The sequence below is a fragment of the Rhodococcus sp. MALMAid1271 genome (assembly GCF_049195265.1).
Classification (GTDB): Bacteria; Actinomycetota; Actinomycetes; order Mycobacteriales; family Mycobacteriaceae; genus Rhodococcoides.
In genome coordinates this window covers 45,377-59,543 of record NZ_JBMIRQ010000107.1, presented here as the reverse complement: position 1 = coordinate 59,543, position 14,167 = coordinate 45,377, and the positions used below count along the sequence as shown (strand labels likewise).

Annotated in this window: 12 protein-coding genes, 1 tRNA gene and 1 pseudogene; 4 read left to right on the top strand and 10 right to left on the bottom strand. The window is 63.3% G+C overall.

Features of this window, described 5'->3' with window-relative positions:
* Together ACOQFP_RS17595 and ACOQFP_RS17590 are read right to left on the bottom strand one after the other, a co-directional pair.
* Positions 1 to 177: a hypothetical protein gene (locus ACOQFP_RS17595; protein WP_421585034.1), complete on the bottom strand. Its 177-nt coding sequence runs from the start codon at positions 175 to 177 to the stop codon at positions 1 to 3.
* A 61-nt stretch (positions 178 to 238) separates the two neighbouring features.
* A tRNA-Leu gene (locus ACOQFP_RS17590) sits at positions 239 to 315 on the bottom strand.
* A gap of 120 nt (positions 316 to 435) precedes the next feature.
* On the opposite strand from ACOQFP_RS17590, the gene ACOQFP_RS17585 reads away from it, so the two are divergent.
* Both ACOQFP_RS17585 and ACOQFP_RS17580 read left to right on the top strand, forming a co-directional pair.
* Entirely contained in the window at positions 436 to 1,068 is a 633-nt protein-coding gene (locus ACOQFP_RS17585; RefSeq protein ID WP_206488694.1) for an ANTAR domain-containing response regulator, read from the top strand.
* Positions 1,069 to 1,241: 173 nt separating this feature from the next.
* Positions 1,242 to 2,570, top strand: a complete 1,329-nt coding sequence (locus tag ACOQFP_RS17580; protein ID WP_206488693.1) for an ABC transporter substrate-binding protein — start codon at positions 1,242 to 1,244, stop codon at positions 2,568 to 2,570.
* A 186-nt stretch (positions 2,571 to 2,756) separates the two neighbouring features.
* Here ACOQFP_RS17580 and ACOQFP_RS17575 read toward each other — a convergent pair whose 3' ends face one another.
* Genes ACOQFP_RS17575 through ACOQFP_RS17560 form a run of 4 tightly spaced genes read right to left on the bottom strand, consistent with a single transcriptional unit; the run spans position 2,757 to position 6,909 of the window.
* On the bottom strand, positions 2,757 to 3,563 hold the full coding sequence (locus ACOQFP_RS17575) for an ABC transporter ATP-binding protein (protein ID WP_206488692.1): 807 nt from the start codon (positions 3,561 to 3,563) through the stop codon (positions 2,757 to 2,759).
* Complete coding sequence (locus ACOQFP_RS17570; RefSeq protein WP_241256344.1) at positions 3,563 to 4,657, bottom strand: ABC transporter ATP-binding protein; 1,095 nt, start codon at positions 4,655 to 4,657, stop codon at positions 3,563 to 3,565. Before ACOQFP_RS17570 ends, ACOQFP_RS17575 begins: the two co-directional genes overlap by 1 nt.
* Positions 4,650 to 5,639, bottom strand: a complete 990-nt coding sequence (locus tag ACOQFP_RS17565) for a branched-chain amino acid ABC transporter permease (RefSeq protein ID WP_206488691.1) — start codon at positions 5,637 to 5,639, stop codon at positions 4,650 to 4,652. The genes ACOQFP_RS17570 and ACOQFP_RS17565 overlap by 8 nt, the downstream gene beginning before the upstream one ends.
* 7 nt (positions 5,640 to 5,646) lie before the next feature.
* A complete protein-coding gene (locus ACOQFP_RS17560) occupies positions 5,647 to 6,909 on the bottom strand; it encodes a branched-chain amino acid ABC transporter permease (RefSeq protein ID WP_241256517.1) in 1,263 nt (420 codons plus the stop codon).
* Between the two features lie 335 nt (positions 6,910 to 7,244).
* Between ACOQFP_RS17560 and polA the strand changes: the two genes are divergently transcribed.
* Complete coding sequence (gene polA / locus ACOQFP_RS17555; RefSeq protein ID WP_206488689.1) at positions 7,245 to 9,986, top strand: DNA polymerase I; 2,742 nt, start codon at positions 7,245 to 7,247, stop codon at positions 9,984 to 9,986.
* 63 nt (positions 9,987 to 10,049) lie between these two features.
* Here the strand turns inward: polA and trxA are convergent, their stop codons facing one another.
* The 3 genes and pseudogenes from trxA to ACOQFP_RS17540 form a co-directional block, all read right to left on the bottom strand.
* A complete protein-coding gene (trxA, locus tag ACOQFP_RS17550) occupies positions 10,050 to 10,421 on the bottom strand; it encodes a thioredoxin (RefSeq protein WP_206488688.1) in 372 nt (123 codons plus the stop codon).
* Between the two features lie 70 nt (positions 10,422 to 10,491).
* Positions 10,492 to 11,491, bottom strand: a pseudogene (locus ACOQFP_RS17545) (helix-turn-helix domain-containing protein).
* Between the two features lie 207 nt (positions 11,492 to 11,698).
* Positions 11,699 to 12,205 (bottom strand): 2'-5' RNA ligase family protein, encoded by a 507-nt coding sequence (locus tag ACOQFP_RS17540; protein WP_421585033.1) that lies wholly within the window; start codon positions 12,203 to 12,205, stop codon positions 11,699 to 11,701.
* 7 nt (positions 12,206 to 12,212) lie between these two features.
* On the opposite strand from ACOQFP_RS17540, the gene ACOQFP_RS17535 reads away from it, so the two are divergent.
* Complete coding sequence (locus ACOQFP_RS17535) at positions 12,213 to 13,313, top strand: isocitrate/isopropylmalate dehydrogenase family protein (RefSeq protein ID WP_421585032.1); 1,101 nt, start codon at positions 12,213 to 12,215, stop codon at positions 13,311 to 13,313.
* A 12-nt stretch (positions 13,314 to 13,325) separates the two neighbouring features.
* On the opposite strand, the gene ACOQFP_RS17530 is transcribed toward ACOQFP_RS17535, so the two are convergent.
* A complete protein-coding gene (locus ACOQFP_RS17530; RefSeq protein ID WP_206488684.1) occupies positions 13,326 to 14,153 on the bottom strand; it encodes a class I SAM-dependent methyltransferase in 828 nt (275 codons plus the stop codon).
* Between the last annotated feature and the right edge of the window lie 14 nt (positions 14,154 to 14,167).

The window sequence follows — 14,167 nt, the reverse complement described above, 5'->3', positions numbered from 1 at the left end:
TCAGGCGGTGACCAGGCGGTCGACGTAACCGGTCTCATGGCTGCTGTCGGCGCTGCAGGTGTAGAACACCCACTGGGCGGACTGGTCCGCCGAGTCACCGAAGCGATGGTCGACTTTCTGCGCGCACAAGCTGCCCGCGCTGGTGTCATGGCATCGGAGACTGCTGGGTATGTACATCACCCCACTGTAGGCGCGATCGAGGGCGGCGATGACCGCTCTCCGGCCTTCCGAGTTGTCGTGGTGCCCTCGGTGAGACTCGAACTCACACTGGACGGGTTTTGAATCCGTTTCCTCTGCCAATTGGGATACGAGGGCTGGCGTCTTTCAAGCAACGATTGACGAGTTTAGAAGATGCGCTTTCGGAGCCGTGCACCGGTACCCTTCAGATGCTCGACGGCCCTGATGGGCAACGACTGTCAAAGGAGACCGATACAGATGAATGCTCCTGGTGCGCACGGTACTGGCAAGCCCCCGCTTCGCGTGGTGGTTGCGGAGGACGAATCCCTGATCCGGCTCGACCTGGTGGAGATGCTCCGCGAGGAGGGCTACGACGTGGTGGGTGAAGCGGCGGACGGTGAGCAGGCGGTGGAGTTGACTGTCGAGTTGCGCCCCGATCTGGTCATCATGGACGTCAAGATGCCGCGCCGCGACGGCATCGACGCGGCGTCGGAGATCGCCGAGAAGCGCATCGCGCCGGTCGTCATTCTGACCGCGTTCAGTCAACGAGAACTCGTGGAGAAGGCCCGTGATGCCGGGGCTATGGCGTATCTGGTCAAGCCGTTCACCAAGGCCGATCTGATGCCTGCGGTGGAGCTTGCAGCCAGTCGTTTCAGCGAGATCTCGGCTCTCGAATCCGAGATTGCGGATCTGCAGGATCGGCTCGAGACACGGAAGCTGATCGAGAAGGCCAAGGGCATTCTCATGGTTTCGCACTCGCTCACAGAACCGCAGGCGTTCAAGTGGATTCAGCGCGCGGCGATGGATCGGCGAACGACGATGAAGGCCGTTGCCGAGGTCGTGATCGAGACACTCGGTACTCCTGCGAACAAGCCTGCGGCAGAGGGCTGATTCGACGCCCAAAGCTACGGCCACGTAAAACTTCGCCTCGGTAGGTCACAGTCAGGTCACGAGCGTCGTTCTAGGCCTTACAGATCGGCTTCGAGCACTACCGTCTGATCCACACGTGAGCCACATGTACCTCAGGTGAGCTTCATCGAAGAGCGATTTCAAGGAGAACCTAGATGGCAATTCGGACCTATGTCCGCACGGCTGCGGTGCTGAGCGTCACCTCGCTCGCCCTGTTCGGCTGTTCGTCGAGCGATGACTCCAGCTCGACCGACTCCGCCGGGGGCGGCGACACGTCGGCCGCCGAGACCGTATCCACCGACTGCACGCCCGAACAGGCGACAGCGGGGTCCACACCGGACACCTCGCCGCTGGTGGTCGGGACCTTGCTGCCCGAGACGGGAACACTTGCCTTCCTCGGCCCGCCCGAAATCGCAGGCGTCCAGCTCGCCATCAACGATGTGAACGGTGCCGGTGGCGTCCTCGATCAGCCCGTCACCCTCATCCCGGGTGACTCGGGCGACACGACGACCGACACCGCGAACACCACGGTGGACCGCCTGCTCGCCGGCGGCGCGGACGTCATCGTCGGCGCAGCGTCGTCGTCGGTCTCGCTGAAGGTCATCGACAAGATCGCCAGTGCAGGCGTCGTCGAGTTCTCCCCGGCCAACACCTCCGATCAGTTTGTCTGCTATCCGGACAAGGGGATGTACTTCCGTACCGCACCCACCGACGTACTGCAGGCGCAGGCGCTGTCGCAGTTGATCGCCAACGATGGTGCCCAGCGCGTGGCAATCCTCGCGCTCAACGATCCGTACGGCACCGGCTTGGCAGCGAACACCGCCAAGAACCTCGAAGAAGCAGGCATCCCGGCGGACCAGATTCAGACGACCATCTACGACCCCAACGCGCAGTCGTTCAACGCGGAGGTCGATGGCGTGAAGACCTTCAATCCCGACGCTGTGGCCGTGATCGGCTTCGAGGAGTCGGCGAAGATCCTCACCCGCATGCACGCGGTCGGCATCGGTCCGTCCGACGGCATGCTCGTCTATGGCGTCGACGGCAACATGGGTAACGCTCTCGGTGAAGCGATGGCTCCGGGTCTGCTGGACACCATGCGTGGCACGACTCCGCTGACCGACGTCGGCACTGCGTTCCAGGACCGGCTCAAGGCTGTCGATCCGGCGTTGGTGGACTTCAACTACGCCGGTGAGTCCTACGACGCGGTGGTCATCTCGGCGCTCGCTGCCGAGCAGGCCAAGTCGACGGCAGGTACCGACATCGCTGCCAACATCAACAGCGTCACCAAGGACGGCACCAAGTGCACCAGCTACGCCGAGTGCCTGCCGCTCGTCAAGGCCGGCACCGACATCGACTACGACGGCATCACCGGCGCACTGAACTTCAGTGATGCAGGCGAGCCCGCTACCGGGTCGTACGGCAACCTGGTCTTCGGACCGGACAACACGCTGACCACGGACGGATACATCGTCGTCGGTCAGTAACAATCGATATCCACTGGGCTCGGGTCCTCGTAGGGGACTCGAGCCCAGTGCTCTGCCAAGAGCCGGACAGCCCAGTGCTCTGCCAAGCGCTGACACGTTCCGTCTGCTCGGGTGAGAAGTCCAAAGACAACGGCCCCGGTTCGATGTGAAGTCGAACCGGGGCCGTTGTCGCTGTCGTGGAGGCTCTCAGGCCTTTTTCTTCTCTTTGTTTCCCGCCAGAGTTCCGAGGTACAACTCGATCACCTTCGGGTCGTTCATCAGTGCAGGACCGGTATCGGTATAGGCGTTGCGGCCCTGGTCGAGCACATATCCGCGATCGCAGATCTGCAGGCACCGACGAGCGTTCTGCTCGACCATGATGATCGAGACTCCTGTCGCGTTGATCTTCTTGCAGCGGATGAACACCTCGTCCTGGAACATCGGTGACAATCCGGCCGAGGGCTCGTCGAGAAGAAGTACCGAGGGCTCCATCATCAGCGCCCGTCCCATGGCGACCATCTGGCGTTCGCCGCCGGACAGCGCCCCCGCCTTGACTTTTCGGCGTTCCGACAGCAGCGGGAAGAGTTCGCTGACGAACTCGAAACGCTCACCGAACTTCTTGGGTCGCAGATAGATACCCATCTCGAGGTTTTCCTCGATCGTCAAGGACGGGAACACGTTCTGAGTCTGTGGCACATATCCGACACCCTTGGTGACCAGCACGTGCGCCTCGGCGGACGTGATGTTGTCGCCACGTAGACTCACGCTGCCCTCACGGACCGCGACCAGCCCGAATAGAGTTTTGAGCAGTGTGGACTTGCCGGCTCCGTTGGGGCCGATGATGCCGACGATCTCACCGTCTTCGAGGAAGAAGTTGCATTCGCTCAGGATGTTGACGCCGGGAATGTACCCGGCGACCAAGCCGTCGGCGCGTAGCAGGGCACCCTCGGCCAGGCGTGCGTGCTCGGCGGGTGTCGCGGCGAATTCCGCGGGTGTCAGTGTCTGTTCGCTCATCAGTTGTCCTCCTTGGCTCGGTGTGAGCCACCCTCGGCGACATCGGAATTCACCGGGCTGGTGAACTCCGGTTCCGAGAGAGTGCCCCCCGCTTCGAGCTCCTCGACTTCGGCCTTCTTCAGGGTCTCCGCCAATTCGGCTGTGGCACCGACCGGGTTTCCGTCGGCATCGAATTCGAGAGCTTGATCGTGATGGCTGCCGAGATAGGCGTCGACGACGGCACCGTTGTTGGACAGTTCCTCCGGTGTGGACTCGGCGATGATGCTGCCCTGCGCCATCACCACCACCCAGTCGCTGATGTCGCGTATCACGTCCATGTCGTGCTCGACGAACACGACCGTCATGCCGTCGTCGCGGAGCGACTTGATGTGTCCGAGAAGTGACTGTGTCAGAGCGGGATTCACTCCGGCCATCGGCTCGTCGAGCATCACGACCGACGGATCGGTCATCAGCGCCCGCGCCATCTCCAGCAGCTTGCGCTGACCGCCGGACAGCGACCCCGCCAGATCATCTGCCTTGGCGTCGAGCTTGAAACGAGCGAGCAGCTCGTACGCACGCGCCGTGATGTCTCGCTCCTGGGCCTTCCACATCCACGGCATGAACGTATTGAGCATGCGTTCACCGCGCTGGTTCGTCGCTCCGAGTCGAACATTGTCCAGCACAGTGAGTTTGGACAGAGCCTTGGTCAGTTGGAAAGTACGCACCACGCCTTTGCGTGCCACCTGGTGCGGGTGCATCTTCCCCAGCTCTTGACCATCCATCGACCATGTGCCGGTGTCGGGTCGATCGAACCCCGTGAGCAGGTTGAACAGGGTTGTCTTACCGGCACCGTTGGGGCCGATCAGGCCGGTGATACAACCGCGCTGAATTTCCAGGTGTGCTACATCGACGGCTTTGAGTCCTCCGAAGGTGCGCGAGACACCGTCGACCACCAGGGTGGCGTCGGGTTTCGCCGAGCCGGGTTCGCCTGCAACGCCGGCGAACAGAGTCGCACGTTGCTCGCTCGACAATGCCTGCGCTGCGCGGGCTTCGAGCGTACTGGCCTTCTTGCTCGGTGCTGCCTTCACGGCCGCATCGTTGTCCGGGTCAGGCATTGAGTTGAACCTCTCGCTTGTTGCCGAGAATGCCCTGGGGTCTGAACACCATCAGTACGGCGATCAGGATTCCCAGGAGTACGAACCGCGTGGCACCGACCTGAGCGCCGCTGAGGCTGAGCACCGGGTCGTCTCCGGAGATCAATTGGCGCAGGATCGCATCGGGAATGGACAGCAGGAACCAGAACAGCATGGCGCCGAGCACAGGGCCGAACACCGTTGCGGCACCACCGAGAATGAGGGCACCGAAGGCGAAGAACGTCTGCGCTGTCGAGTAGAAGTCCGGGTTGATGGATTGGGTCTGCAGTGCGTTGAATACACCGCCCATGCCGCCGATGACGCCGCCGAGAACCAGCGCCTGCAATTTGTAGACGAACACGTTCTTACCCAGGGAGCGGGCCGCGTCCTCGTCTTCACGGACGGCCTTGAGAACACGTCCCCATGGGCTGTGGGTCAGCAGGTATACGACCCCGCACAGCAGGAGCACAATGGTCCAGCCGACGAGCATGGCCCACAGGTCGTTGCCGAGGAAGCGCACGCCGAGGAAGCTGTAGGACTTACCCCCCTCGAATGGATTCATACTGGTGAACGGGCCGGCGAAGCCGGTGATCCCGTTGGTCGACTTGGTCACCGAGTCCGTTGCCGTGGAACGAAACACCAACCGCAGGATTTCCGAGGCAGCGATGGTCACGATCGCCAGATAGTCCGCACGTAATCGAAGAGTGGGGATTCCGAGAACCACGGCGAGAAGGCCTGCCGCACCGAGACCGACCAGCACACCGAGCCACAGCGGCTGTTGGTAGGTGATCGTCATGATGCCGACGCCGTAGCCGCCGAGCAGCGCGAATCCGATCTGTCCGAAGTTGAGCAACCCGGCGTAGCCGAAATGCAGGTTCAGGCCGATGGCGAGCATGGCGTAGAAGATCGCAGACGGTCCGACCAACTGCGCGAGGGAAATCTGAAGTGCGCCGATGATATCCATTGCGTGGTCACCCGACCCTTTGTCGCGAGCCGAGGATGCCCTGAGGACGAACGACCAGGATGAGAATCAAGACGAGCAGGCCTCCGATGTATTTGAGATCGGGATTGATGATCAGGGTGGACCACTGGACGAGTAGGCCGACGATGACGCAGCCGAGGAACGCGCCGTATGCCGTTCCGAGTCCGCCGAGCGTGATGCCGGCGAACATGAGCAGCAGCAGCTTGAAGCCCATTTCCCACTGGACGCGGCCGCCGAGTTCGGACATTCCGAACAGCACGCCTCCGAGGGCCGCGAGCCCGCCACCCAGGCACCAGACGAAGGTCACCACACGCTCGACGTTGATTCCGGACGAGGCCGCGAGATCACGGTTGTCCGCCACTGCGCGCATGGCCTTGCCGATCTTCGTGCGCTGCAACATCAATGCCACACCGATCAGCACGACGACACTGATGATGATGCAGGCGAGATTGACATTGGTGATCGCCAGCGGACCCCACTCGTTCTGGGTCTGCGCCTGGTAGTCGTTGTACGGCTCGGAACGGTCCGAGAAGAAAATGAGTATCAGGTAGCGCAGCGCGATCGCGAGGCCGATGGTCACCACCAGCTGGGCTATCAGACCCGTTCGACGTTTTCGTAGCGGTCTCCAGATCAGGGTGTTGTTGAGCCAGCCGATCGCCACGCCGACGATGATCGCCAATACGGTGGCAGGAATCAGCTGAATGCCCATGGTGACGTTGAAGATCCAGGCCGCCACCGCACCGAGAGTGACGAGTTCGCCGTGCGCGAAGTTGGTCAAGCCGGTGGTGCCGAAGATCAGGCTGAGGCCGATTGCCGAGATGGCGATCACGAGTCCGAAGCGAATGCCGTCGACCGTCGTCCGAATGAACTGCTCGTAGAACGGGTTGTCCACTGAGGTCCTGGCTTCGCCGAAGGAGAAGATGACGGTGTTGGATCGCCCCGCCTGCACGTCGCGTTCCACCTCACCCTGCACGCTCACTCCATCGGGAAGGGTTTCCTGGACCACCTGAAATGTGTATGTGCCAGGAGACAATTCGAGGGTCCACCGGCCCCCGGCCTCGGAGGTGGTGCGGGCGACCTCGGACCCGCTCGAATCCAGTGCCTGGACGTCGACGCCGACCAACCGCTCGCCGCCGTTGTTCAACGATCCGGCCACACTGACCGCGTCGGCGGGAGGGGGTGCCTGTTCGGTGCTGGTCACGGGACCCGCGCTCGGGGTGGGTTCCTGAGCCATGGCCTGCGCTCCGAACATCAGAGCAGCGATCGAAGCGAGGATGGTGAGAAGGAGTGTTCGCTGGAGGAGCCGAACGGCAGATCTTGCGCGCACCCCTGGCGGTTGCGCCTTTCTGGTCCATCGAACATTTGGAGCCACGCACGTCCTCCGGACGGTTGTCGTTGAGCCACTGAAATGTGGGCTTCCTGCAATTGTCGGACTCTATCGGTTGAAGCGACGCAAAATCGGCGACTGAGATTTCCGGAAAGTATCGGTTGTGTTTCGCGGCTCGAAGTTGTGGCGCGACGGTGATCACCGGGCGCGACGAGCATCCGGCTACGCGTTGTCGGACCCGCTACCTAGACTGGTCAACCGTGAGCCCAGTAACCGAGAACAGTGCAGCGCCCGCCGCCGAGACCGATGCGAAAGTGGGCGAGCAACGGCCCACGTTGCTGCTCATCGATGGTCATTCGATGGCGTTTCGTGCCTTCTTTGCGCTGCCGGCGGACAACTTCAAGACCACAAGTGGTCAGTCGACCAATGCCGTCTACGGATTCACCTCGATGTTGATCAATTTGCTCAGGGACGAGAAGCCGACGCACATCGCCGCAGCCTTCGACGTCTCGCGGCAGACCTTTCGTGCCGAGCGGTTTCCCGAGTACAAGGCCAACCGCAGCAAGACCCCGGACGAGTTCGCCGGCCAGGTCGACATCACCAAGGATGTCCTCGGGGCCATGGGGATCCCGGTGATGGCAGAGGCGGGGTTCGAAGCGGACGACATCATCGCCACTCTGGTGACACAAGCCGAGGCGCTCGGCTTTCGCGTTCTCGTGGTCACCGGCGACCGAGATGCTCTGCAGTTGGTCACCGACAACGTCACGGTGCTCTACCCCCGCAAGGGTGTCTCGGATCTCACCCGGTTCACCCCCGACGAAGTCACCGGCAAATATGGTTTGACGCCGGCCCAGTACCCGGATTTCGCGGCCCTGCGCGGGGACCCGAGCGACAATCTTCCCGGCATCCCGGGCGTCGGCGAGAAGACGGCCACCAAGTGGATCATCGAATACGGATCCCTCGCCGCGCTGGTAGACAACGTGGACAAGGTCAAGGGCAAAGTGGGAGATGCCCTGCGCGCCAATCTGTCGAGCGTGGTGCTCAATCGTGAACTCACCGAAATGGTGCGAGACGTTCCGTTGCCGTACACGCCGGACCAGCTCGAACTCGCGCCCTGGGATCGCGAAAAGATCCATGCCCTGTTCGACGACCTCGAGTTCCGGATCCTGCGCGATCGACTCTTCGAGACTCTCGCCTCGGTCGAACCCGAGGCGGAGGAGGGCTTCGACGTGCGGGGCGGGATCGTCGCGCCGGGCGAACTGGGCGCATGGTTGGACGAACATGCCTCCGACGGCCGACGTAGCGGAGTGTCCATTCTCGGGCCGCGCAGGCCTTTCGAGAGCGATGCGACGTCGGTGGCGATCGCTGCGGCCGACGGGGAGGGCGCATTCGTCACGACGACGGCCCTCGACGAATCCGACGAGCGAGCACTCGCCGCGTGGCTCGAGGATCCGGCGCAGCCCAAGGCACTGCACGAGGCGAAGTGGGCTCTGCATGCCGTGCGTGGTCGGGGCTGGACTCTCGGCGGATTGACCACCGACACCGCCTTGGCCGCGTACCTCGTTCGGCCCGGTCAACGATCGTTCAATCTCGACGATCTGTCGCTGCGGTACCTCAAGCGCGAACTCCGAGTCGAGGATTCGGGCGAGGGCCAGATGTCACTGCTCGATGCCGAGGATACTGCCGACGCCGCGTTCGCCGAGGGCGAGATTCTCAAGGCCCGGGCGGTGATCGATCTGGCCGATGCACTCGACGCCGAGCTCGCCGCCATCGAGTCGACCACGCTGCTGTCCGAGATGGAGTTGCCTTTGCTGACGGTGTTGGCAGAGGTCGAGGGAACCGGTATCGCCGTCGACGGTGATCACCTGCGCGCCTTGCAGTCCGGGTTCGCCGCACAGGTCGAGGAGGCCGCGAACTCCGCATACGGTGTGATCGACAAGCAGATCAACCTCGGGTCGCCGAAGCAGTTGCAGGTGGTGCTGTTCGAGGAACTCGACATGCCCAAGACGAAGAAGACCAAGACCGGCTACACCACCGATGCCGATGCGCTGCAAGGTTTGTTCGAGAAGACCGAGCACCCGTTCTTGAAGTTTCTGCTCGATCATCGCGACGCGACGCGGATGAAGGTGACTGTCGACGGTCTGCTCAAGTCCGTTGCCGACGACGGTCGCATCCACACCACGTTCAATCAGACCGTTGCGGCTACCGGTCGACTGTCGTCCACCGAGCCGAACCTGCAGAACATCCCGGTGCGCAACGAGGCGGGCCGGCATATTCGCGACGGGTTCGTCGTCGGAGCGGGCTACGACATGCTGCTCACCGCCGACTACAGCCAGATCGAGATGCGCATCATGGCGCACGTGTCCGGTGACGAGGGTCTGATCGAGGCGTTCAACACCGGTGAAGATCTGCACAGTTTCGTCGGATCGCGCGCCTTCGGCGTGCCGATCGAGGAGGTCACCCCCGAGCTGCGCCGTCGGGTCAAGGCCATGTCGTACGGATTGGCCTACGGACTGAGTGCGTTCGGCCTCGCCGCGCAGCTCAAGATCTCCACCGACGAAGCCAAGCAACAGATGGAGGCATACTTCGCCCGGTTCGGTGGGGTCCGTGACTACCTGCGCAATGCAGTGGAAGAAGCGCGCAAGGTGGGGTACACCTCGACGCTGTACGGCAGGCGTCGCTACCTACCGGATCTCAACAGCGACAACCGGCAGCGCCGCGAGGTCGCTGAGCGAGCAGCGCTCAATGCCCCGATTCAGGGAACCGCCGCGGACATCATCAAGGTGGCGATGATCGACGTGCAGAGGTCGTTGGCGGAGTCGACATTGAAGTCGCGAATGTTGCTGCAGGTGCACGACGAATTGGTACTCGAGGTCGTCGAGTCGGAGCGCGAGGAAGTCGAGGCCCTGGTGCGCGAGAAGATGTCGTCGGCGATCGAATTGTCGGTGCCGTTGGAAGTCTCCGTAGGCACCGGTCGTAGCTGGGATGCCGCAGCGCATTGACGCCCTACGCCGGCCGAAACCGGTGCGCACCACGCGGCGCGCACCGGTTTCATCGGCGAATCGTCACTCGGCTTCGGAAGTCTGTTCGGCGATCTGCTGGCGTACGACGTCCATGTCGAGTGCCTTGATCTGACCGACGAGGTCTTCCAGGGCCGGGGCGGGAAGAGCGCCCGGCTGCGCGTAGACGAGGATGCCCTCGCGGAAGGCCATGATCGTCGGGATCGACTGGATCTGAGCTGCGGCCGCGAGTCCCTGCTCGGCCTCGGTGTCGACCTTGGCGTGTACGACGTCGGGATGCGCGTCGGACGACTTCTCGAAGGTCGGAGCGAACTGACGGCACGGGCCGCACCAGGAGGCCCAGAAATCGACCAACACCACGTCGTTGTTGGTGACGATGTCGTCGAAGTTCTGCTGAGTCAAGGTCTGAGTGGCCATGCGCTTCCTTTCGTTGATTGCGCTTCTGGACGGTGTCAACGCAGCTGTCGGCCCAAATCATCCCCGCCCGTCAGACAGGCTGGGGTGCCGCCCGGAACGTCCGACGGTACGAGTTCGGAGTGGTGCATCGCAATCTCACGAAATGCTGCCGCAGAGCAGCGGCGTTTCCGAAGCCGACCACCTCGGCGATCGAATCCATCGACAGATCGGAGTTCTCGAGCAACTGCTGAGCCGCGAGGACCCGCTGATCGTTGAGCCATCGCGCGGGCGTGGTGCCTGTCTCGGCCACGAACTTTCGGGCGAACGTACGCGCTGACATGTTCACCCGAGCCGCCAAACGGCCGATCGTCAGCTCGGAATCGAGGTTCTCGGTCATCCAGTCCAGGAGCGGTGCCAAGGTCTCCGTGCGCGTGGTGGGAAGTGGACTGGTGACGAACTGGGCCTGGCCGCCGTCGCGATGCGGCGGGACGACCATTCTGCGGGCGATCCCGTTGGCCACGATGCTGCCTTGATACTTGCGCACGATGTGTAGGCACAGATCGATTCCCGCAGCCGTACCCGCACTGGTCAGAACGTTCCCCGCGTCCACGTACAGCACGTTCGGATCCACTTGTGCCAGAGGGTATTTTCGCAGCCAGCGAGGCCGAGTGACGCCAATGCGTCGTGCACGGACGGCCGTCGAGCAAACCGGCTTTGCCGAGGACGAAGGCGCCGTTGCACAGGCTGGCGACCAGCGCGCCGCGGTCCACCGCCGCGCGAAGTTTGGCCAACAGTGGCTCGACGGAGGCGTCGTAGTCGGTACCGCACACGTAGCTGCCGTCGATCGCCGCTTCGGTGCCACCGGCCGGGATGATGATCAGATCGGCGGTGTCGAGTCGGTCAAGATCGTGGGGTACGTCGATGGTGTAGCCCACGCGTGTGCGGATCGGTTGGGGGACGGCCGCTATCAGGGAGAAGTCGTAGGTGGGCAGACCCTCGTCCGAGCGGTCGAACCCGAACACCTCGCACGCGACGCCGAGTTCGAACTGCTCGGTCAACGGCATCAGTGCGACGACCACTCGTTTCAGCATGCACACGAGTATGGCAGAAATTCGCGGACACGTGACGTTACTGCCACTCGCGGTCGATCGGCGCAGGTAGGACGCTGATGACATGACATTCGTACTGGTAGTTGTGCTGCTGTTTCTGGCCCTCGATGTTCTCGTACTCGCCGGCTTCACCCCCGACACCCACGCGGAGACGACCCAGTTCGGCGATTTTCGATTCTGACCCGCTGTTCAGCCGATTCGCCACTCCCGCTTGGCTTCTCCGTCCCAACGGCGCAGTGTCAACGCAGATCCGACGAGATCCTCGGTGGTCCCGGACAGCAAGCGCACAGCGTTGCCCGCTTCCTCGGGTGTCAATCGACGGGCCAGCGTCACGTGCGGTGTCCATCGACCGAGACCGAGATGATCGAGCGAATGTTCCCCGACGGCCTCGAGCATCCGTGCGTGCAGGTCGAGTAACTCGCACGTCGGGACGACCAAGCGCGCGAGGGTGATCGTGCGACCACCGAACACGACGAGACCCCCGAGACGCACATCGAACGGGTCGAAGCGCACGGCCGCACCGTCGTTCACGTCCTCGGGCATCGAGGACGCCACCGCGACGGTGATGTGCGGGCGATTGGACTCACCCCGATGACGGTTCTGGCTCGGAAGATCGGCGTCGGACAGCGTCGCCCACTCACGGCGAACCGCGGAGTCCAGGCCGGAGTCGAGAAGAAGTTCTGCAGACTGCACCATGGAGGCCATGATTGCGCAGAAGGACGACCGGAACGCATCGACGCTACGGATCGGGGCGCTGACCGGCGACGGCATCGGCCACGAGATCGTGCCGGCGACGATCAGAGTTGTCGACGCTGCACTGGCGTCCGTCGGTGGACCGGCTGTCGAGTGGGTGCACCTTCCGCTGGGTCTGAGCGCGATGGACCAACACGGAACGCCGATCCCCGAGAGCACGCTCGCTGCTGTGGCCGAACTCGAATGCTGGATTCTGGGACCACACGACAGCGCGTCGTATCCCGAGCCGTTCCGCTCGCAACTGACGCCCGGCGGACGGATCCGCAAGGACTTCGATTTGTTCGCCAATATTCGACCGGCGAAGGCGCTCACGGGCGTGCTGGCGCTGTCGCCGCAGATGGACCTGGTGGTGGTGCGGGAGAACACCGAGGGTTTCTACGCCGACCGCAACATGAGCCTCGGCAGTGGCGAGTTCATGCCGACCCCCGATGTGGCGCTGGCAGTGGCGGTGTTCACTCGCCGAGCATGCGAGCGCATTGCTCACGAGGCGTTCACGCTGGCCGACCGACGCCGAAGAAAGTTGACGATCGTGCACAAGACCAACGTGCTGTCCATGACCACGGGTCTGTTCCGCGATGCGTGCCGAGCGGTGGGGGAGCAATTCCCGCAGGTCGAGATCACCGAGGAGCATGTGGACGCACTCGCAGCACATCTGGTCCGGCGGGGACAGGACTACGACGTGATCGTGGCCGAGAACATGTTCGGCGACATACTTTCCGATCTGACGGGCGAGCTGTCCGGGTCGTTGGGCACGGCACCGTCGATCAATTCCTCGGAATCGAAGGCCATGGCCCAGGCCTCGCACGGCTCGGCACCGGATATCGCGGGCAAAAACCGTGCCAACCCCACCGCGCTGTTTCTCTCGGCTGCGATGCTGCTCGAATGGCTCGCCCCACGGCATCGGGACGAACGGCTGGCAGCGGCAGCCGGCAGGATCAGACATGCCGTTGACGCCACGGTCGAATCCGGCGTCGCGACGGCCGACCTGGGTGGGCAGGCATCGACCAGCGCGTTCACCGAGACCGTCGAGGCCCGCGTGCATCGGCGCTGATCGACCACAGGCTCAGGGCGATTTGCGACTGCAGAAGATCGCGGTGCCGGGAAAGAGTTGTCCACGAAGCGGGCTCCATTGCCCCCACTCGCGGTCGAGCCATTCCGGCCAGTCCGGCTCGACGATGTCGCGCACCTCGAGGCCCGCGGCGACCAGTTCGCGCACCCGGTCACCGATGGTGCGGTGATGTTCGACGTAGTTCGGGATGCCGTCCGCGTCGTATTCGACGTACGGAGTTCGGTCGAAGTACGGAATCGTGGCGGTGAGCCCGCCGACCCCGGGATCGTCGGGAAATACCCAGCGCATCGGATGGTTGACGGCGAAGACCCAGATTCCACCCGGTCGCAGCACACGTGCCACTTCGCGCATCACGTTGGCCGAGTCCGCGACGAACGGAACGGCACCGAAGGCCGAGCACACGATGTCGAACCGCTCATTGCCGAACGGCAACGACTCGGCACTGGCCTGGACGAGTGGAACCGTCGACCCTCCGGCATGCATGGCGTCGAGCCCGCGCTGCAACATGCCCATCGAGATGTCCAGGCCGATCGCTCGTGCTCCCTGAGTGGCGAGCCAACGGGCACACGGAGCGCTGCCGCAGCCGACTTCGAGAACATCCTTGTCGGCAACCTCACCCAACAGGTGCACGTCGCCCTCGTGCAATCCCTCCGGGCACCAGACGAACTCCCCGGACGCGGTCGATGCACCCAGAAACGCACCGTGCGTACGGTGGTAGTTGTCGGCGTCGAAGTCCCACCAGAGCCGACTGGCGCGGTCGCTCGTAGCCGAATCGAGTCTGCCGCGGCCGGGGGTGGACGTCGGGACGGAAGGATCGTTCACGCGTCGACTCTAAC